Here is a 20,546-nt window from a genome sequence, read left to right on the forward strand (position 1 = left end):
AAACCCTTGCAGGGATTTTCTGTATACGGCCGTTTCTATTGGCGTCTTATTCTTCTATATAATGAACCCTTGTTTCCTCATACCGGTTCTGCTGCTTTCTCTCCTGTGCAGGATACCTTTTTCCCAATGTCATTCCAGAATATCTATCTTCAGCACCCTGTCAACTGCCATTCCCGGCAGTCCTCTATAGGCATACGCACCTGATTCAAAAAGCAGATACATGGTGCCGCCGTCCATACAGATCTGTTCCAGCATACGGGGAAGGCGGATGTCCTGCAAAGCCATCTCATCTGTATAATCCCGTATTCCGTCTGATACCTGGTAAGCGGCCAAACGGGAAGGTGTAATTCCCATAGAATAGGAAAGAAAGAGCATATCTCCAAGGAAGGTCATTCCCTGTGCATATCGGGAAATTTCCAAATCATCCTCATCTGCAACTCCCTGACGACTGTGCTGTCCGTCATATTCCACCCGGACACTTTGAATATTTCCATCATCCTGGAGCTCATACTTTTTAATCATTCCGTTTCCTTTTGTCGAATAATAACCTACATACAGATAGGAATGATCATATGTCATGAAGGAACTCCGGGGAATATCCAAAATATTGTTTACATGAAGGAACCGGATCGGCCTGTATTCTTCCGTAAAATGATAGGCTTCTATTTCTTCTGCCGAGATCGCGTTCACCTGTGCCACTCCGTTCCTGCTCCCACACACCCAAAGATTGTGATATTCATCATCGTAGGCCAGACTGCCCACATGGGCTTTATTGGGAAGGACAAGCTCTTTCAGGAACTCGTGAGTTTCCTTGTCTATCATATAAATGACTGAATTATGGGTTTTGGTATGGCAATATGCACTGATGAACAGGTATTTATCTGACACCGTAATCCCCTGAGGCGTCATGCCGCCGCATACAGACGCTTTCCTGTCTCTGTTTCCCCGCACTGTCATAGTTGCCTTCAGTCCCGGAATCACATAGGTGCCGCTGTCCGTTTCATCTTTATGTTTTTCGACAGCTTCTTCATACAGTCCTCTGTAAGGTTTCAGACGTTCCTTAAATTCTCCCAGGGAATAGACAGCGCCGTCTGTGCTTGTCTGAACAGCAGATACCTGCGGCTCGGTCTGCCCCCGATAAACAAAATCAATACCATAGTATCCTGTAGGGATCAGAAAGACAAGCACACAGATAAAAAGAACCCGTCGTTTCCATCTCCCCCGTTTTTTCTCTTTTTCTTGCTTTTTTCTTTTCATTGCGCTAACTGTTTTATCCGGTTCAGGCTCTTTGCTACTGCCGGTATAGAAATAATGATAATTGTGAGTATTGCTTCCGCTAAAATGTAACTATAATTATATAAGATCGGATACAGGCTCTTCAAAGCCTGTGGAAAATTTTCCGGCATATAGTCCATCCAGTACAGATAACCGCCCAGAGAATGAAAAGCGCCACGTGCCAGAACTGCTGCAACATATCCCTTCAAAAGACCATTTTTCGAACGCATAAAAAATCCTGCTATTCCCATGGCGGCAAAGGCAAACCAATAATCACAGCATACCTGGAACAACGACAACACATACGGTTCCTGAAGAAACTGCAGGATTCCATAAGCACATCCCACGAAAATGCCCGTCCTTACCCCATACCAGTTTCCGATCAGTACAATGAAAAGCATACTGCATAAAGTAACACTTCCGCCCCATGGCAACTGAAAAATTTTAATATATGAAGTAAGAAAAGCGAGCGCCATTGCCATTCCGCAGAAGGCAAGCTGTTTTGTACTGATCCTTCTCCCCTGTTTTCCCCTTCTGGCAAAATATACACCCGCAGCCAGAAGCAGGATTCCCGCAATCACCGCCGCCACATATCCTGCTCCCGTCAGATAGCCTTCACTATTTACCAAAAAATTTCCCATAATCTCTTTTTCCTCCGCTCTTTCCTGTACAAAAAAACCACCGTCCCCGCAGCTCACAATGTCCGCAAAAACAGTGATTTTTAAATGCGCGATCAGGGGTTCGAACCCTGGACACCCTGATTAAGAGTCAGGTGCTCTGCCAGCTGAGCTAATCGCGCATATCTCATTATTTTGTTAAGACTTCCTTAACGCAAGGAATATTATATAATAGTTTCAGACACAATGCAAGTAGTTTTTTCTATTTTTTTCATTTTCCATAGCTCTTAGTCATTAGCAGACGAAAAGTTCCTCAAGCTCTGCAAAATCCGTCGTCCGAAATTTACGGATATCCGGTTCTTTTTTCCTGAAAGTTACATATACTTTTTTTAGTCCGTAAGACCGGACTATTCCAGTTCTGCCATCCTCTTGCCGGTGGGACAGGCCTATACAAAACCGGAAAGGAGCAAAAATTTGTACCGTTTATATCATCGCCGCGATTTTACATATATTTTATGGACTTTTATACTTGGCAGCATCTGTCATTTTCTCTACGAATTTTCCGATTATAATCCTTTTCTGGCCCTGATCGTTCCAGTAAATGAATCTGTCTGGGAACATCTGAAGCTGGTCTTTTTCCCCGTATTGTTTCTGACCATAGCGGAATATTCCCTTCGACGGCCGAATCCTTCCATGCTGTTTGCTTCCCGCTTTGTCGGCGTGATCTTTGCCATGGCTGCCATTACAGTACTATTTTATCTCTATACTTTTATTGCCGGTCGGAGTATTTTGCTTCTGGATATCCTGATTTATTTTACAGGAATCTGCCTTTGTTATATTGCCTCCAGCAACTTATTTCCCCGTTTCCGGCGCGCCGATCCGATGAAAATTTTTTTCTGTTGGTTCCTTTCTGCACTTTTATTCTTCTTTTTTTCGTGCTGTCCTCCGGAAATCGGCCTGTTTCTGCCTCCGCAATAGCAGCAAACGCAGTTTTACACAGGGCTTTCCGCAAAAAAGCACACCGTTTAACGCAAATTGACACGTAACATTTTTCAAAAGTGTTACGTGTCAATTTGTATGTCAATTAACTATTATTCCCCTGTAAAGAAATTCTTGATCCTTGTCAGAAGCCCGTCTTTAAATCCGCTTTCATTCACCGTACTGTCAGTAATGACATCGGAGCCAAGTGCCTCATCGTTTGTTTCGCTTAAAATACCATCATCAGATCCGACAAAGAAACTCTTTACTGAATTCCATATGTTTGCCAGCGCTCCATCATCTGCTGTAAGGTTATCGAGCGTATCTTTCAGCGCATTCACATCATAATCATACTGGGAAATTTTTTCCATAAGGCTGACAATCTGCTGTCTCTGATCATCTGTCAAAGTAACTTCGTTTTCCTGTGCAATGTTGTCAACCGCCTCACCAATCTCCTGTTCATCTGTCAGGCCCTGATCCAGCACTTCTGTCTTCACGTCTTTTATCACTTCCGTTGCTTTCTCCTGTCCAACACTGTCCGCAATCTCTCCGGTTGTGACAAGTTCTTCCATAGCAGCTTCTTTTTGGCCTTCGTCCAGATTCTCGCCGCTTGCCTGTTCATATGCCATGATAATTCCCGTCAGCGCTCCGGTTCCGGAAACTTCAAAAGGACAAGCTGCAATAACATTACAGTTTTCCATACCTGCTGTTGTCAGCGTACTTGCGATCATAGCACTGGTCACATAATTAAGATTTGCCGTTTTTACTTTGATTCCTCCGGAATCTGTAGGCTCTACATAGGCACAGCTGTTAGTTGTAGGTCCGATCTGCTCGTCAGTAGCAATGCCCTGCATATACTGTACTTCGTCTGCATGAGTAACAACAATAGTTTTTACTTCATCCGCTGAAGTCCCAAAATATTCATACATGGATGCTCTTTGTTCTTCTGTAAGATTCTCTCCCAGAGTAACAACTTTCTCACTATCCGTCTGGCCGTCTTCTGTTTCTTCTGTCGTTTCATCTGTAGTCTCTTCTGCAGTAGAATCCTCGCCTGTTGTTTCTTCTGCTCCTGCAGCCCCATCTGTTCCTTCTGTTTCTCCTGCAGTATCCGATGTGGTTCCATCCTCTGTTCCCACAGTTCCATCTGATGAAGTTGTTCCGTCCGTTGTTGCTCCTGAGCCTTCTGCCTCCCCTGCGGTTCCGGAAGCTCCATTTGCTGCGGCATCGCTTCCCGTTTCTGTATTTTGCGATGCAGTATCCTCTGTTCCCTGGCTGCTGTCAGCTGTATCAACTGCTCCAGCCGTCATTGGTACCATTGACGTTGTCATAACTGCTGCCATAAGAATTGGCAAAATTTTTTTCATTTTCATAGCTTTCGGTTAATACCTTGTCTCCCTTTTTAATTATTTTTGATAAACGGCTCCACCCTTATCCAAAAGGGTATGTTTTACCGTCACCAATATAACACACTTATTCCAAAAAGTACATGAAAGTTTTCTTAAAATTAGATGAAAAAAAACGAAGGAGCCGCCCTAAAGCAGCTCCCTGACTCTCTTTTCCAATATATTTTCTCCTACTGTTCCCTGCATTCTTGCTTTTACAGTCCCGTTTTTGAACATTACAAGAGTCGGAACAATATCCGCTCCATATTTCACCGCCAAATTCGGACATTCCTCAATTTCCACTTCACAAAATTTCACTTTTTTCCGGTACCGTTTCTCTATATCCTCTGCCACTGGCTTCGTCATTGCACATTTTGGACACCAGGAAGCATAAAACATAACCACCACCGGAAACTTTGCCTGATTTACTTCAGCCTGGAAATTTCCCTCTGTCAAATGCAGCATCTCTTTCCTTTCCAGCCGGTCAGCATTTGGAATTTAATATCCGGTATACTTCATCCAAAGATTTATGCAGGCAGTCGATCATGGGACTTTTCTTTCTTATCCAGTACAGCCTGCAGTACAGCTTTGACATTCTTCGTCCAGATTTTCTTCGTCCCATATGCCTAAGGCTCCCTTTTTTGTTTTCTCTATATATTATGCAGAGATCCCTTTATCCTTGACTGACGGCGCTGCAGTCATCTTACAGATAGGATTGCCCTGTGAAGAAAACTTTTCTTCATATTCCGTCATCACATTGCCCCGGCACATTTCTTTATCGTGGTGAAGATCCCAGCTTATGGCTTTTAAGTTCCATCCAGCCTCTTTAGCCTGCTCCAGGGAAAATTGAAACAGCTCCTGATTATCCGTCTTAAATTCCACCACCCCATCTTCATCGAGTATTTTTTCATACCTTTTCAGAAATTCCCTTGAAGTCAGCCTTCTTCTTGCATGACGTTTTTTAGGCCATGGGTCTGAAAAATTCAAATAAATTCCCGCCACCTCTTCTTCTTCGAACACATCCGGCACATCTGCTGCATCCATACAGATAAAGCGGATATTTTCCAGCTTCACGCCCTGTTTCTCCTCTATAGCATCAAGACGCTCTACTGCTCTTAGCAGAACACTGGAATAGCGCTCAATCCCGATATAATTTTTATCCGGATTCTTTTCCGCTAATGTTGTTAAAAACTGTCCTTTCCCCATCCCTATCTCTACATAGACCGGATGCTCATTTTCAAAGACCATGCTCCATTTTCCTTTTTTCTCCGCTTCATTTTTAATTACCTTTTGGTGCTCACTCAAAATCCGATCTGCTCTTGGTATATTTCTAAGGCGCATTTCTCTTCTTTTCCTTTCCCTTTTATCAAACAGCAAAATTCAGGCGGAGAAATAAACCTCCCTTTTACGGTCTGTATTTCTCCGCCCGAACAAGATTTATTGATATTCTTTAAAACTCAAACACAGCCACTCCATATGGCGGAAGCTTATAGGCAAACGAATACGGCCTTCCGTCGCATTCCCCCTTTTTCGCCTTATAGATCTGTGGTCTTTCCTCGCCTGTTCCGCCATACTTTTTATCATCACTGTTCAAGATCAGCTTATACTGCTTTCTTCTTGGAACGCCTACACGATAATCATCTCTTGCCATAGGTGTAAAATTGCACACAAAAAGCAGATTTTTCTTATTTCCTTTGGAATGACGGATAAAGCTGTAAATGCTTCTGTCTCCATCATCTGCATTTACCCACTCAAATCCTTCCCACGTATCATCCTGTTCATACATGGCCTTGTTTCGTTTATATAAATGCAGAAGATCTCTCATCCAGTTCTGTATATACTGGTGCTCCGGCTCCTCCAGAAGAAACCAGTCCAGTTCCCTCTTCTCACTCCATTCCCGAAGCTGTGCAAATTCCTGTCCCATAAACAACAGTTTCTTACCGGCATGTCCCATCATAAAAGCATATCCGACCTTCAGATTTGCATATTTATCAAATCCAAGTCCCGGCATCTTATTGATCATAGAACACTTCAAATGCACAACCTCATCATGAGACAATACAAGAATATACTTTTCGCTGTATGCATAACTCATGGCAAATGTCATCAAGTTATGAGCCCCTTTACGGAAATAGGGATCCAACTTCATATACTCTGTAAAATCATGCATCCATCCCATGTTCCATTTCAGGCTGAAGCCCAGACCGTCATCCTCCACACTTCCCGTCACCTTGGGCCAGGCCGTGGATTCTTCAGCGATCATCAGCGCTCCCGGGTTCCTTCCCAGCACAACAGAATTGAGATGTTTGAAAAATCCGATAGCTTCCAGATTTTTATTTCCGCCGTATTTATTCGGTACCCATTCCCCGTCGCGTTTTCCGTAATCCAGATAAAGCATAGAAGCAACTGCGTCAACCCGCAGACCGTCAACATGAAAATCTTCTATCCAGAACAATGCGTTTGCGATCAGGAAATTCTGCACCTCATTTTTTCCATAATCAAAAATCTTTGTCCCCCAGTCGGGATGTTCCCCTTTCCTGGGATCCGCATATTCATAAGTCGGCGTACCGTCAAAGTCCGCAAGGCCATGGGCATCTCTTGGAAAATGAGCCGGTACCCAGTCAAGAATAACCCCAATCTTATTTTTATGAAGATAATTCACCATCCAGGCAAAATCCTGAGGTGTTCCGTACCGGGAGGTAGGAGCAAAATATCCTGTCACCTGATATCCCCAGGAACCGTCAAAGGGATGCTCGGCAATGCCCATAATCTCAATATGGGTATATCCCATATCCTTAACATACTTCGTAATCTCACGCGCAAATTCCCGGTAATTATAAAAACCGTCCTCATCGTCAGGATGCTTTTTCCATGAGCCGATGTGGACCTCATAAATCGACATAGGCTGTTCTGTATGCTTCCATGCCTTTCTCTGCTCCATCCACGCCTGATCCGACCAGGAAATATCGCTGATATCAATAATTCTGGAGGCAGTTCCCGGACGAAGCTCTGCATAATTTGCAAAAGGATCTGCCTTGTAAATATATTCCCCTTTATATGTCTTGATACAATATTTGTATAAAGCATACTCCGGCACATCCGGTATAAAACAGGTATAAATCCCCAGTGGTTCTCCTCTTTCCATGACATTGGCTGATTCATCCCAGTTATTAAAATCTCCGACCACTGAGACTCCTTCCGCATGGGGAGCCCAGACTGCAAAATATATCCCTTCTTTTTTTCCGTTCTTTACCCGATGCGCCCCCAACTTCTTATATATCTCATAATGGTTCCCCTGTCCAAAGAGATAATGATCCAGTTCTCCGATCTCATATGGTTTTACGGTCTTTGTTTTTCCCATAAGCCCACCCTCTCGTCTTAAATTTGTGATAGCTTCATTATACTTTATTACCTGTCAAAAAGAAAGAGTTTTGACAAAATACATCGCCAAAACTCTTTCTCTTTTGTTTCCGTTATTCTCTAGATTTTGAAGTCGTCTTCCTTCAAAATAATGCGGTCTGATTCGTCTGTTCCCTTGCGGAACATACGTCTTGCCAGATGCTTTACATTCGCTTTCTGGGAATGTTCAATCGCTGCATCCATAATCTCTTTTACTTCAGCTACCGTCACGGCGTGATCTTCTCTCTGCATCACATCAATTCTGCTGTACAGAGCCAATATACCCATCTCATCCAGTTTATACCCGTTTTCCTTAGCATAGGTCTGTCCAAAAGTTACAAGCTCATCATTAACAAATACCGGAAGCTCCAGTTTAGAAGTAAATTTCTTCTTAAACTCCGGATTGGCAGTGAAGAGCCGTTCTAACGCTTTTCTCTGATCCTCCAGCACAAACAGAAGCTCTCCTGTCTTCTTTTCCATCAGAATGTTCAGATCACGGACCGTTCTGGCATTCAGCTTTCCGGCCTTCTCAATGATAATTGCTCCGCCTTTCAGCTTCTGAATGATATTAGGGATATCCTTTTTATTTAAGGCTTCTCCTGTTACAATGGCAACTTTTCCCTGTTTAAGGTTACGCTGTTTCTGAATTGCTTTGACAATATCAACCGCAAGAACAGTTTTACCGGATCCTTTGTGTCCGATAACAAGGATATTTCCAACTTTCGACGTTCCGTTTCTTCTCTCCCGGCGGTCATTATCCAGAACTTCTACTATCTGTTCACTCATACCACGCACCGGAACAAAGTAAGAAAACAGCTGTTTCTGCTCCTCTGTAAGTCCCGCCTTCAGACCGATCTCACTTGTAGCGCTCAAATCATAACGCCCTGTCACTACAAATCCTGTATCAAACGGAACGCCGCCTTTGCCTTTCTTAATACGCTTCTGGATCTCCTCTTCCGTAGGCTCTTCGATCACCAGCTCTTCCTGCTGTTTCTTCTTCGGTTTCGTCTCCTCTTCCTCGTCATCATAGAAGTCATCATCATAATCGTCATCTTCTATATCATCATAGTCGCTGTAGTCATCTTCATCGAAGCTGTCGTCATCCATATCATCTTCAAGGTCATTATCCTCATATTCATCTTCGTATTCGTCGGCATAATCGTCCTCGTATTCATCCTCGTAATCGTCTTCGACATACTCATCTTCATATTCGTCTTCGAAATCATCCTCATCTTCGAAGTCATCATCGCCTTCGAATCCATCATCCTCTTCAAAGCCTGACTCGTCGTAATCTACTTCATCATAGTCCGCCTCATCATATGACTCTTCTTCGCCGATATAATCAGAAACTTCTTCGTCCGCAGGCTCTTCTATGGAAAGACCTCCCAGATTCATGCCCTTATCCTCCGGCTGATCTTCTGCTTCCAATTCAGCCATCAGCTGTCTAAGATCCGCTGTCATGCTCATATCCTGACTCTCTTCAGGAATTTCTTCTTCGTCCTGCACTTCTGCATTCAGCATTTCTTCCGGCTCGTCCGCTTCCTCAAATATTTCCTCTGCAGCGGATTCTTCCATTACTTCTTCTGCAGGCTCTTCCGGTTCGTCTTCTTCCTCTGCGATCTCCTCTTCAGTGATTTCTTCAACCACTTCTTCCACAGGCTCGTCCGGTTCCTCCTCGATCATTTCTTCGATTACTTCTTCTGGTTCTTCTTCCGGTTCAACTGCATTTCTTACTGCTTCTTTAAATTCTTCCGTTGCTTTTCCGGATGCGATCCGATCCAGAAGGGCTTCTTCTTCCTCTTCTTTCAGCTTCGCAAGTCTCTTCTCTTCATCCGCCTTTTGTTTTGCAAGAATGCGCTCCTCTTCGGCTTTTTGCTCCGCAAGTCTCCTTGCCTCCTCTGCCGCTTTCTGCTCTGCAATTTTTCTGGCTTCTTCCGCTGCACGCTGCTGTTCTTCTATTCTTCTGGCTTCCTCTTCACGGCGGCGCTGTGCCTCCAGCCGTCTCTGCGCCAGTTTTTCTTCATCTTTCTTTCTCTGCTCTTCAATAGCCTCCGCATTGCCTTTTTGCTTTGCTTCCCACTCTGCCAGAATTTCCTCTATCTTCATCTGACCCGTGATACGCATCGCCTCATCCTGCTTTGTGCTGGCCTTTTCCTCTATATCCAGTCCTTTTGCAACACGCACGCCATTCGCCAGCGCCTCGGAGAGCGTTGCTCCCTTTACAGTCTGGCGGATAGATGATTTTTCCTTAGGCTTGGCTGCCATTTCCTCTTTAGCTTTTTCCTGTGCCGCTCTAAGTTCATCAAGACGAATCTCCCTGGTAGCAGCTTCCTCCTCTGAAAGAGTGCCTGACTCTTTTACCTCCGGAATATCCTCCTGTTCCAGGGAATCCTCCGCTTCTTCCAGTTCATCCTGCATTTCATCTTCCGCTTCCTGAGGCTTCACATCCTCTTCTGCCGACGCTCTTACCATTTCTCTTCTGCCGGTTTTCTGGCCGCCCATACTATTGTATTTCTCCTGCTGCAACGGTGTCAGCGGCTTATATTTCATCTTCAGTTCCATCGCCTGGTAAACGTATTTTCCTTCGCTGAACCACAGAATCAGGTCGTCGCATTCTTCCAGACATTCTGCTGTCATACCTGCCTCATCATAAAGCTTCGCCAGCTCATAAGCCCACTTTTCCACATACTCTGCCTTTTTGAAGTCCTCCAGTGCAGCAATCTGCTCTGACACAGGCGCACGCCGTGCTTTCAAAATTTTATATTTTAATATATACTGGTTCGGATCCTTCGGAGCCAGCTTTACAAATTCTTCATAACAATCGGAAGCTTCTTCAATATCATTGATCTTTAATGCCAAGATTCCCAGACGATATACGATCTTTCTACTGCCAGGAGAGCGGTCATAAGCGACAAATAAAATGTCTCTGCTCTTCTGGTACTCCCCGTTGTATTCGTATATCTCGCTGACATTATTAAGCATTGAAGCATTTTTTACTCTTCGCCAGTCGATCGTGTCAGCAATCTCCATGGCTTTTTTATACTGCCTCTTTTCCATGTATTCGAGCATTTGCTCTGTTTTAACCCGATATTCATATTTATCCAATATTCTCACCTCAATAATGTTTACTTTTGTATATATTTTAACTCTTTTAGTGTAGCATATAGGATAGTCAATGTCAAAATAGAAATATATTGGAAAATGGGGATTTTATGGCGAAAAATGATATTTTGTCTCCCAAGATAGTGCCGAGACTATTTTCATAGAAAAAAGCAGCCACCGTAAATACTTGAAACTTTTTTACAGTGGCTGCTTTCTATTAAATTTTATCATATTTTAAATTATATCTCGGAGGATATTTTTCGATTAATTGCGTTCCCTTGCCTTTTTCCTTTTATTCGATTTTTTCTCAAAGTCTGGATTTCTTATTCCTGAATCATATATTTATATCGCCCTCATATTCTCTATATAAAATATTTTCCGAGTTATTATAATATCTATAACCGTTCCCGTTACAGCTTTTCATCCCTTATTATAACTATATAATCTGTAACGCTATTAAGCTATTCCTTCTATAACATATATTTTATATAGCTCCCTGATATAAATCTGATATATTAGTCCGATACTTCTTCACGCATCCTCTAATATCTTTGATCTACGTGGTATTTATTCAGTATATCTGCAAATTTTAATCTCTTTACACCGGTGATTCTACTCTCCGATTTTTCCTTTATAAACTTTTACCGGCTTCTCTATAATTAAGGCTTATTCTATGGGAACCTTCATTTGCCTTACCACCGATATACTGATTATGAAATTCTGAATTGTCCAATGGATTAAGCCTCCTTCCGTTTTATTTCCGCTCTATATATCTCACCAACATATGAAATATATTTGAAATCCTTTTCAGATATTATTTATATATTATACTTATTACTTTTTATTTATTTCCTTTCTCGTCAGAAATAAATTTTATTAAATTTAATATATAACTTTTATCTGGTTTATTGGATTTCTTTTGGATTGACTTTATAATAGCACCACCCCTTTTATTTGTCAATACTATTTTTCATTTTTATTTTAATTAATTTATAATTTTCTTATTGTATAATAACATTCTGATAATTTATATTTTTTCATCATTTCGCTCACTTCATATTGTTAACTTCATTTTTTATTTAGTTGACAATTTACTTTCCTTCTTTTATACTTTTTATAAAGTATTTTACAGGAGGATTGTAGCTATGTTTCAAAAACCAGATGACTTACCACAACACCCTTCACAGACAGCATCTCCAGGCAGCATTCGCCTTTCCACTCGTTCTATGGTACTGACTGCTTTAATAACAGCTGTGACCTGTATTCTGGCACCTCTTTCTATTCCCATTCCTTTCAGCCCTGTACCGATCACGCTGACAAATCTTGTCATCGGATTCAGTATCTATCTTCTGGGATGGAAGAAGGCTACTTTAAGTTACATTATCTACCTTCTTCTGGGACTTGCCGGACTTCCTGTATTTTCCGGCTTTTCCGGAGGATTTGCCAAATTTGCCGGTCCCACCGGCGGATACCTGATCGGTTTTATCTTCCTTACTATAATCGGCGGACTTATCATAGACCATTTTCCGCAAAACCGTATCTTTCATGCTATCGGTCTGATCGCCGGAACCGCTGTCCTTTATTTATTCGGTACATACTGGCTCTCATTTCAAATGGAGCTGTCTTTTACTGCTGCGTTAGCTATTGGCGTCATTCCGTATCTGGCAGGAGATTCTGTAAAAATTATTCTGACTGTCATTCTCGGTCCGGAGCTCTGGAAACGAGTAAATGCAGGAATTTCATAAAAAGGGCTGCCCCCACCGGGCAGCCCTCTCTTTGCTTTTTTATAGTTTATCCTTTTACTGCGCCTGCTGCCACACCTTTGATTATATGCTTCTGGCAGGACAGATAGAAAATGATCACCGGGATGACCGCCAGGATCAGCGCCGCCATGATGGCGCCCATATCCACCCGTCCGTAGCTTCCCTTCATATACTGGATCGCAATGGATATGGTCTTGTATTCATTCAGGTCCAGCACGAGGTATGGCAGGAGGAAGTCATTCCAGATCCACATGGTTTCCAGTATCCCCACAGATATATATGTCGGTTTCATAATAGGAAGCACCACAGAAAAGAAGGTGCGAAGAGGCGTGCAGCCGTCGATAAGAGCTGCTTCCTCGATCTCCAGCGGGATGGACTTTACAAAGCCGCAGAACATAAAGACTGCCAGTCCTGCCCCGAATCCCAGGTAAATGATGATAATTCCCCAGGGTGTGTTGAGCCTGGTCCGGTCCGCCACCAGAGACAGGGTGAACATCACCATCTGGAAAGGTACTACCATGGAGAACACGCAGAGCAGATAGAGAAGCTTTGTAAACTTTGTCTTTACCCTTGTAATATACCAGGCACACATAGATGTGCACACAAGAATCACCAGTACGGAGCCAACGGTAATAAATACCGTCCAGCCCACGGCGCTGAGCAGCTCGTACTTGTCAATGGCTGTCAGATAATTCTCAAGGCCGTTCCATGTCTTTTCTATCGGCAGCGTAAAGGGTTCTTTGTTGATATATACTTTTTTCTTAAAGGAATTCATAAGCACGATCAGTATGGGGGCGATGTAAACCAGTCCAAGAATGGTAAAGATACCGGTCCCAGCTGCGCTTATCCTGCTTCTCTTTTTCATTTACTGCTGCACCTCCTTTGAACGGGTAGCCCTAAGCTGGAGCATACCGATAGCCACAACGATGACGAAGAAGATCACCGCTTTGGCCTGTCCGACGCCCTCCCATCCGGTACGTCCGTAGAATGTGTTGAAGATATTCAGCGCCATCATCTCGGACATCTTGGACGGTTCTCCTGCCGTCAGTGACAGGTTCTGGTCAAAGAGCTTGAATCCATTGGTAATAGACAGGAACATACAGATGGTGATGGATGGCATCATCATGGGGATGGTCACTTTGAAAAGTCTCTGGATCCTCGATGCGCCGTCGATCTGGGCCGCCTCCACCACATCTCCGGGGATGGACTGAAGCCCTGCAATGTAAATGATCATCATATAACCAATCTGCTGCCAGCTCACCAGAATAATCAGTCCCCAGAATCCATACCACTCATTCAGTCCCAACGCTGTATTGTAACGAGCCAGTATGCCGTTAAAAATAAGCTGCCAGATATAGCCAAGTACGATGCCTCCGATCAGGTTCGGCATAAAAAAGATCGTGCGGAAAATATTGGTTCCACGCATTTTCTGTGTCAGCGCCATGGCAAGGGCAAAGGCGATCACATTGATCACCACCAAAGAGACCACAGCGAAAAGGGCTGTATACCAGAAAGAATGTCTGAATACAGTGTCCTTAAATGCCTCAATGTAATTGGATAATCCGACAAATTTCGCATCTGTGACTGTGGTAAATTTACAGAACGAAAGCCAGATCCCCATTATGAACGGAATAATAAATCCAAGGATAAACGCGCAGAATGTGGGAAGCACAAAGATGGGCATATACCGCTTGATCGCTTTTTCCATATAAATCCTCCTCCTTCTGAAAAAGCGGCGTTCAGACTTTTTCTGCCCGCCGCTTTCCTGTTCAATTCTATATATCTTTCAGCTCTTCCGGAAAGATTACTCTGCCGATGCCGCTGCTTCTGTAGCCCATCCGTCTACAAACGCGCTTACAACTTTATCCCAGTTGGCATCTGTCTGATCTGCCGCATATGCTGTCAGCGCAGAACCCACACCGTTTTTCCACTCTTCAGAAGGCATGGTTGAGAATACCCATGTCACAGGTGTTTTTCCGTCTTCCATATATGCGTTGGCTTCATTCACCAGTGTATTTTCAGACTCAAGGTTGGACTTGAACGGAATGACAAATCCCATATCTTTGCACATAGACTCTACACCTTCATCGGAAGTTACGCACCAGTTCATGAAATCCAGTGTTGCCTGGATATCTTCTTCAGATGCCTGGGAATTTACACACCAGTAGTTCTCTGTTCCTGTGCAGACGCCCTGGTTCTCCTCACCCTCAACTCCGATATAGATCGGAAGAATGCCAAGGTTCTCATCTCCGATATCCGCAATATTGTTGTACTCCCATGTACCGTTCTGGTAGAAGACTGCTTCCTCTGTCACAAATTCTGCTGTGGAGTCGTCGGCTGTCTTTGTGGAAATCTCTGTCGGTTCGCAGGTTGCATTATTGATGTACAGATCCCAGATCTGGCGGTAATTGTCAAGGTATGTGCCCTTGATGGCGTCTGTATTGTCAATACCCTCATCCTTGTACTCATAGTAGATCGGAAGATTGGCCAGATGTGTCTTGAATCTCCAGTCAGATGAACTGTCCATTCCTGCTGATGTAAATGCGGAGAATCCAAGTTCATCCTTTCTTGCCGTGATGTCTTCCACTACCTTTTTAAAGCTGTCAAAGTCTGTGATATCCTCTGCTGTGTAGCCTGCTTTCTCAAGAAGGTCCTTGTTGTAGATAATGCCGTAGTTCTCGATAACGTAGGCAATACCTGCCATCTTATCGCCATCCATCAGCGCAAAGCTGTCGTCTGTCAGCTCCCCTGCTATGTCAGAATCAGACAGATCATAACAGTAGTCTTTCCAGCTTGCCAGTCCCACCGGTCCGTTTACCTGGAACAGGGTAGGCGCATCTGTCTTTGCCATTTCTGATTTCAGAGTTTTCTCATACTCTCCGGAAGCTGCTGTCAGAACTGTCACCTCCACGCCCGTCTCCTCTGTGTAGACTTCCGCCAGTTCCTGCCAGTAATCGTCCGCTTCAGGTTTAAAGTTGAGGTAATATACCTTTCCTTCTGCTTCGCTGCTTCCGCTGTCCCCGGAATCGGAGGAGCTTCCGCATCCTGCTGCCAGGCCTGCTGTCATCGCCGCAACTAATAATAATGATATTACTTTTTTCTTTTTCATATCCTTCCTCACCTTTCTGAAAACCTCGGTTTTCTTTGTTCTGGGATTATTATAACCGCCCTTTTCTCCTCCCCGTTATCAAATAGAAAACCAGGAATGCCAAAAAAAATACTTCAGCGCCGGTATGTTCTCCGGCGCTGAAGTATCACTGCTCCTCCAGAAATTCCTGGATGCTCTTATCTTCTTTTCTTGTAAATTCCTCCGGGCTGATCTTGCCCTGGGCCAGATCAGGGAGGATGGTTCCCAGCGTCTCCTCCTGCAGGATGGAGTTCCATTTCACCTGGTAGTTAGGGACAAGGACCGGACCGCTTTTGTAAGTCTCTATATAGTCCCTCTCCGCCTGGGTCAGGGAATCCGGGTTCTTCTCAAACAGTTCCTCCCTTTGCTCCATGTTCATCTGCGTGCGCAGCTTCAGAAGAGCCGCCGCTCCCTCTTTGACTTCCTGGCTGTAGCTGGACACAATGGCCCAGCCAAACGTCTCCGGAGATGAGATCAGCCTGTTTTCCGGAAATGCCGAGAATCTTACTTTGTCCTGCCACTCTTCCGGAATCTGATCCATCATCCAGTATCCGTTGGGAATCATAGCTGCCTTCCCGGAGAAAAAATTTTCATAGGACACATCAAAATCAACATACAGCGCATCATCTGTGGTGTACTGAAACAGCCGCTCCAGTGTCCGGGCAATACGCAGCCCGCTTTCACCCTGGTAGGTGTCCGGGTAGAACTGCTGCATGAATTGCAGCCCTTCCTCCGTGGAGGCTGTCTCCGCCGTGGCAAAAAGCATGGGCGCCCAGGCTGTCCCTTCCGTATGAAGGGCCAGCGGAGTGATACCGCAGCTCTCCAGCTTCTCACAGCACTGCCAAAATTCCTCCCATGTGTCAGGAAATTCTTCAATGCCTGCCTGGGCAAACAGCTCCTCATTCCAGAAAATCCCGGAACAGGAAAATGCCGCCGTACTGACAGGGCCCAGATAAATACTGCCGTCCTCCTCGCTGCAGGACTCCAGCACCGACGGCTCGATCATCTCCATCCACTCTTCATCTTCCTTGATATATCCGGACAGTTCCTCGATCCTGCCATCCTGGATCATCGTATAATAGAAAGCGGGAAGCATCCGAAGATCCGTAATAACTGCCGGGAGGGTATCCGTCACATTCTGCCGTTTCAGGTTCTGCCGGTACTCTTCCTCCGTCTCCATGACCCACTCCACATCCGCCTGCCACTTTCCATCATACAATTCATTGAATGCCTGGATCACATCCTCCTCATTTTTATTTCCTGTAGAGGAGTCCACGATCAGGATGACCGGGATGGACACCTCCTCCCCGCCTGCTTTTTCCTCTGCCTGCCTTCCCGCGCAGCCTGCGGCTGCTACGGAGAAAAGCAGGGAAACCGCTGCCGCCTGTATGAATCTTCCTTTAAATCTGTATCTGTTCCTGCTCATATGCCTCCTGCCCGTCTCCTTGAGGAATTTTAATTGTACACGTTGTTCCATCAGCTTGCGCTTTGCAGTAAAAAGCCGCCCCGTCCCCGTACTTCAGCCGAAGCCGGGTCAAAATATTTACCACGCCGTAGCCATGCCTCTTATCCGGAAAGCTGTTTTTCATCTCTCCCAGCGGCAGCTTGTTCATCCCGTTGATCTTCTGCACCATGTCCGCCTCCATGGGGGTGCCATTATTATACACCTCCAGGTACAGCTCTCCTTCTTCCTTCCACACAGTGATCCGGATCTGTCCTCCCTCAAAAATATCCTGGAATCCATATTTTACTGCATTTTCCACAAGAGGCTGCAGAACCAACTTCAGAACGGTTGTATGGGCGGCATCCACCTGGCATTCCACTTTATATGAGAAAAGATCTCTATTTCGTATCTGCTGGATCTCCAAGTAGCTCTTCACATTCTCCAGCTCATCTTCCACAGTCACTATATCGTTTCCTTTGCTCAGCGACAGCCGCAGATATCTGGACAGGGCCTGGATCATCCGCATAGTTGTCTCTTCCTTGTTGATCCGTGCCAGCATATAGATCGTATCCAGTGTATTGTACAGAAAATGGGGATTGATCTGGCTGATCAGCATGTTCAGCTCCGATGTGCGCAGCTCTCTCTCCTGCTCCTTGATCTCCTCCAGCAGCCTCTGGATATTCCCGAGCAGTTCATTGTAGGAGTGACCGATCTCGTCCAGCTCTGTGTTTGTGTGAAGCTCTATGGTCCGATCAAAATTGCTGCCGTCAAATTCCGCCATGGCCGTCCGGATCTCCTGGATGGGCTTTGTAAATCTTCTGGAGAAATAAATACTCAGCACCGCAGCCGCAGCCAGCACTACAAGGTAGATCCCGGCCAGCACCAGGAAAACAGGGAAGATCCCCTGGTTCAAAACTTTGTCCGGCACAAAGGAAAAGACCGCCAGCCCGCTGGCCTCATCCCGGTACGCCGACAGAACGCCTCCAGGAATGTGCTCCCCCTCCAGGATCATACCGGCAGATCCGCTCCCGGCGATACGCTCCGAAATATCTGCCTGGCGCTTCTTACCCAGGCTGAATTCCTCCGGGACCGAGGAAAAACAGAGCTGTCCTTTGGTGTCGATAATTCCAACCGCCGCCTCGCTTGTCAGCTCTCCACTTGTCCCTGTGATCCCCTCCAGAAACGCATCATCCATCTTGAAGAACAACATCCCGGGCTCGTGGGCGTACTCCATGCTCCGGACATACCTTCCGATAAAAAGCGCCTCCTGCTCTGTTCCAAAAAGCGTATCCTTCGCCCAGAACCATTTCGTCCGGGCGTAGTCCTCTCCCAGATAGTCCTGGAAACCGCTGTCCGTCACATCCTCAAAGGTTACATCTGAATAGGATTTACTGTATACGTTCCCTTTATTATCCACATAGCAGTAATCCGCGATGTGCTCCAGCCCCACATAGGCGAAATACTTACTCAGACCAATGCGGCTGACTTCCTCCAGCCCCTTACTGCGCAGGCTCTGCTGCACATCGTCATAAAGGACGCACTCTGCCGTCGCCTCATCGCTCTGACGGAACAGATTTTCCAGGCTGATGCCCATTCTCTCCGTCATGAACTCGTATTTTGCGATCACCGCCCGGGTCAGCCTGTTCTTTATATACAGGCCGGCCCCCAGGCTGGAGAGAAGAAGCGCAAGCCCCAGGAGCGCCGCTGTATACTTCAGATATTTTTTCTGTATACCAGATACCTTCTCGTTTCTTTTCATATTGATTTCTGTCTATCCCTCATACTCTTTCTTGTATTCGCTTGGGAGCTTTCCCGTGTACTGCTTGAACACATGGGAAAAATAGGACGGGTTGTGGATTCCCACCGCCTCACAGATATCTCCGATACTGCCTTTTCCTTCCTCCAGCAGCTTTTTGGCCTTCTCCATCCTCTGCTGGAGAAGATACTGCTTAAACGTCATGTGGAACGTATTTTTAAACACCCTCCCAAAATAGACCGGGTTCAGATAAATATGGGAAGCTACAGATACAATAGACAGTTCCTCGTCCCTGAGATGCTCCTCTATGTAGGCCACTGCCTCTGACATGTACTCTTTGAAATATCTTGTCTCATCCTGTTTTGCGTCGCTTTTTCTCACTTCAATGGCCGCGCACAGGATCCGATAACAGACATCAACCATCTTAGCCGCGCTGATGCTCCTCAGATTATCATAATAGCCCCGGAACTTTTCCCGGATATCTTCCGTCAGCCCGTAAGATGCCTGGAGCATAAGTTCCACTTTCAGCATCATCCGGTGGAGATGCTGCCGCTGCTGTTCCTCCTCATGGGGCAGCCCGTAGACAAACTGGACAAAGGCCTCCTTCAGCTCTTTCTCACTGTTCCTGCGCACAGCGTTCACGATGAGGTTGTCCCTGTCCCCGCTTTCTCCGGCCGTTGCCGCCTGGTCCGGCAGCTCCACCCCCTCCGGGGAAGTAAAAGCACCCGCTCCGGACACACTGGCAATCTCGAACAGCTTCCGTGCTTCCACATAACTTCTTTTGATCCCGGCAATTCCTTTGTAGGGCTTGGATATGGCGGCTATGACCCTGCTTTGCTCCTCCTTTTTGATGTATTCCAGGAAGTGCTTCAGCTTTCCCACCGCCTCTTTGTCCGTGGTGCGGACGATAAATGCGCTGCCCGTCTCCTCCCCGTCAGCCCGCCAGCAGAAATAGCGGCTCTCCAACTCTTCTTCCAGCCTTTTAAGAAGTGAGAATCTGGCCGCTTCATAATCCAGGTAATCCGTGATCTTGTAGGCCACATCTATATCCGCATACACAGTGATAAAGCGCTCCTCATTTCCAGGCATATCCCCCAGCGTCCGGAAAACTTCTTCCACTTTTTCCTCCGGGAGCCTGTCCCGGACATAATTCTGTACAACCACCTGCTGAAAGCTGGTCCCATCCTTTACCAGAAGCTTCTCCCAGCTCTCATACCTGGCCTCCTGCTCCATCTGCTCCATGCAGGTCCGGTAGGCTGCCTCCATGGTCTCCCTAAGCTTTTCGTCCTCAATAGGCTTCAGCAGATAAGCAAAAGCCCCCAGATCACAGGCCTGCTGGGCATAGTCGAAATCCCGGTAGGCACTGAGGACGATAAACATGCAGTCCATGTCCGTTTTCTGGATCTCCTCCATCACCATAAGCCCCGTGATCTGCTTCATCCGGATGTCCGTCAGCACCGCATGGGGTTTTGTCTCTTTGATCACTTCTATGGCCTGTTCGCCGCTCTGGGCCGAGCCCACTACCTTAAAGCCCATATCCGCCCAGTCATAGGTGTCAAGCAGTCCCTGCAGCAGGATGGGTTCATCGTCCACGATCACAAGTTTCAATAATTTCATAAAAACCTCTTCTTCCAGGAGCGCCCGGCCAACCTCCTGCTGACCGGTACACTGATTCTATTTTATCATATCATCATGTACTATTT

The 20,546-nt window shown here is 45.6% G+C and carries 16 protein-coding genes and 1 tRNA gene; 2 read left to right on the plus strand and 15 right to left on the minus strand.

Annotation, left to right across the window (positions count from 1 at the left end):
* Window positions 1–129 precede the first annotated feature (129 nt).
* The 3 genes from EUBC25_RS06505 to EUBC25_RS06515 all read right to left on the minus strand — a co-directional run bounded on the left by EUBC25_RS06505 (window position 130) and on the right by EUBC25_RS06515 (window position 2,074).
* The gene (locus EUBC25_RS06505) at window positions 130–1,257 is read right to left on the minus strand and encodes a hypothetical protein (RefSeq protein ID WP_230107355.1); all 1,128 of its coding nucleotides are present in this window, start codon (window positions 1,255–1,257) and stop codon (window positions 130–132) included.
* Window positions 1,254–1,916, minus strand: coding sequence for an energy-coupled thiamine transporter ThiT (locus EUBC25_RS06510; protein ID WP_230107356.1), 663 nt, complete (start codon window positions 1,914–1,916; stop codon window positions 1,254–1,256). The genes EUBC25_RS06505 and EUBC25_RS06510 overlap by 4 nt, the downstream gene beginning before the upstream one ends.
* An 85-nt stretch (window positions 1,917–2,001) precedes the next feature.
* Window positions 2,002–2,074, minus strand: a tRNA-Lys gene (locus EUBC25_RS06515).
* A 292-nt stretch (window positions 2,075–2,366) separates the two neighbouring features.
* Between EUBC25_RS06515 and EUBC25_RS06520 the strand changes: the two genes are divergently transcribed.
* Window positions 2,367–2,870: a DUF6512 family protein gene (locus tag EUBC25_RS06520; RefSeq protein WP_230107357.1), complete on the plus strand. Its 504-nt coding sequence runs from the start codon at window positions 2,367–2,369 to the stop codon at window positions 2,868–2,870.
* Between the two features lie 113 nt (window positions 2,871–2,983).
* Here the strand turns inward: EUBC25_RS06520 and EUBC25_RS06525 are convergent, their stop codons facing one another.
* The 6 genes from EUBC25_RS06525 to EUBC25_RS06550 all read right to left on the minus strand — a co-directional run bounded on the left by EUBC25_RS06525 (window position 2,984) and on the right by EUBC25_RS06550 (window position 10,720).
* The gene (locus EUBC25_RS06525; RefSeq protein WP_230107358.1) at window positions 2,984–4,234 is read right to left on the minus strand and encodes a DUF1002 domain-containing protein; all 1,251 of its coding nucleotides are present in this window, start codon (window positions 4,232–4,234) and stop codon (window positions 2,984–2,986) included.
* Window positions 4,235–4,402: 168 nt separating this feature from the next.
* Window positions 4,403–4,717 carry a thioredoxin family protein gene (locus EUBC25_RS06530; protein WP_230107359.1) on the minus strand — a complete coding sequence of 105 codons (315 nt, stop codon included), beginning with the start codon at window positions 4,715–4,717 and terminating at the stop codon, window positions 4,403–4,405.
* Between the two features lie 19 nt (window positions 4,718–4,736).
* A complete protein-coding gene (locus EUBC25_RS06535) occupies window positions 4,737–4,874 on the minus strand; it encodes a hypothetical protein (protein WP_230107360.1) in 138 nt (45 codons plus the stop codon).
* Between the two features lie 35 nt (window positions 4,875–4,909).
* The gene (gene trmB, locus EUBC25_RS06540) at window positions 4,910–5,593 is read right to left on the minus strand and encodes a tRNA (guanosine(46)-N7)-methyltransferase TrmB (protein WP_230107361.1); all 684 of its coding nucleotides are present in this window, start codon (window positions 5,591–5,593) and stop codon (window positions 4,910–4,912) included.
* A gap of 109 nt (window positions 5,594–5,702) precedes the next feature.
* Window positions 5,703–7,613: a 1,4-alpha-glucan branching protein GlgB gene (glgB, locus tag EUBC25_RS06545; protein WP_230107362.1), complete on the minus strand. Its 1,911-nt coding sequence runs from the start codon at window positions 7,611–7,613 to the stop codon at window positions 5,703–5,705.
* Between the two features lie 119 nt (window positions 7,614–7,732).
* A complete protein-coding gene (locus tag EUBC25_RS06550; RefSeq protein WP_230107564.1) occupies window positions 7,733–10,720 on the minus strand; it encodes a hypothetical protein in 2,988 nt (995 codons plus the stop codon).
* Between the two features lie 1,259 nt (window positions 10,721–11,979).
* Between EUBC25_RS06550 and EUBC25_RS06555 the strand changes: the two genes are divergently transcribed.
* Entirely contained in the window at window positions 11,980–12,498 is a 519-nt protein-coding gene (locus EUBC25_RS06555; protein ID WP_230107565.1) for a biotin transporter BioY, read from the plus strand.
* Between the two features lie 46 nt (window positions 12,499–12,544).
* On the opposite strand, the gene EUBC25_RS06560 is transcribed toward EUBC25_RS06555, so the two are convergent.
* The 6 genes from EUBC25_RS06560 to EUBC25_RS06585 all read right to left on the minus strand — a co-directional run bounded on the left by EUBC25_RS06560 (window position 12,545) and on the right by EUBC25_RS06585 (window position 20,460).
* Window positions 12,545–13,381: a carbohydrate ABC transporter permease gene (locus EUBC25_RS06560; protein ID WP_230107363.1), complete on the minus strand. Its 837-nt coding sequence runs from the start codon at window positions 13,379–13,381 to the stop codon at window positions 12,545–12,547.
* Window positions 13,382–14,224 carry a carbohydrate ABC transporter permease gene (locus EUBC25_RS06565; protein WP_230107364.1) on the minus strand — a complete coding sequence of 281 codons (843 nt, stop codon included), beginning with the start codon at window positions 14,222–14,224 and terminating at the stop codon, window positions 13,382–13,384. It abuts the gene before it with no gap.
* Window positions 14,225–14,320: 96 nt separating this feature from the next.
* Window positions 14,321–15,625, minus strand: a complete 1,305-nt coding sequence (locus EUBC25_RS06570) for an ABC transporter substrate-binding protein (protein WP_230107365.1) — start codon at window positions 15,623–15,625, stop codon at window positions 14,321–14,323.
* 145 nt (window positions 15,626–15,770) lie between these two features.
* The gene (locus tag EUBC25_RS06575) at window positions 15,771–17,069 is read right to left on the minus strand and encodes an ABC transporter substrate-binding protein (RefSeq protein ID WP_230107366.1); all 1,299 of its coding nucleotides are present in this window, start codon (window positions 17,067–17,069) and stop codon (window positions 15,771–15,773) included.
* Complete coding sequence (locus tag EUBC25_RS06580) at window positions 17,044–18,846, minus strand: sensor histidine kinase (protein WP_230107367.1); 1,803 nt, start codon at window positions 18,844–18,846, stop codon at window positions 17,044–17,046. The genes EUBC25_RS06575 and EUBC25_RS06580 overlap by 26 nt, the downstream gene beginning before the upstream one ends.
* Before the next feature lie 12 nt (window positions 18,847–18,858).
* Window positions 18,859–20,460 (minus strand): response regulator, encoded by a 1,602-nt coding sequence (locus EUBC25_RS06585; protein WP_230107368.1) that lies wholly within the window; start codon window positions 20,458–20,460, stop codon window positions 18,859–18,861.
* Window positions 20,461–20,546: the final 86 nt, after the last annotated feature.

Source organism: Claveliimonas bilis, assembly GCF_020892095.1.
In the GTDB taxonomy this organism is placed as follows: domain Bacteria; phylum Bacillota; class Clostridia; order Lachnospirales; family Lachnospiraceae; genus Claveliimonas; species Claveliimonas bilis.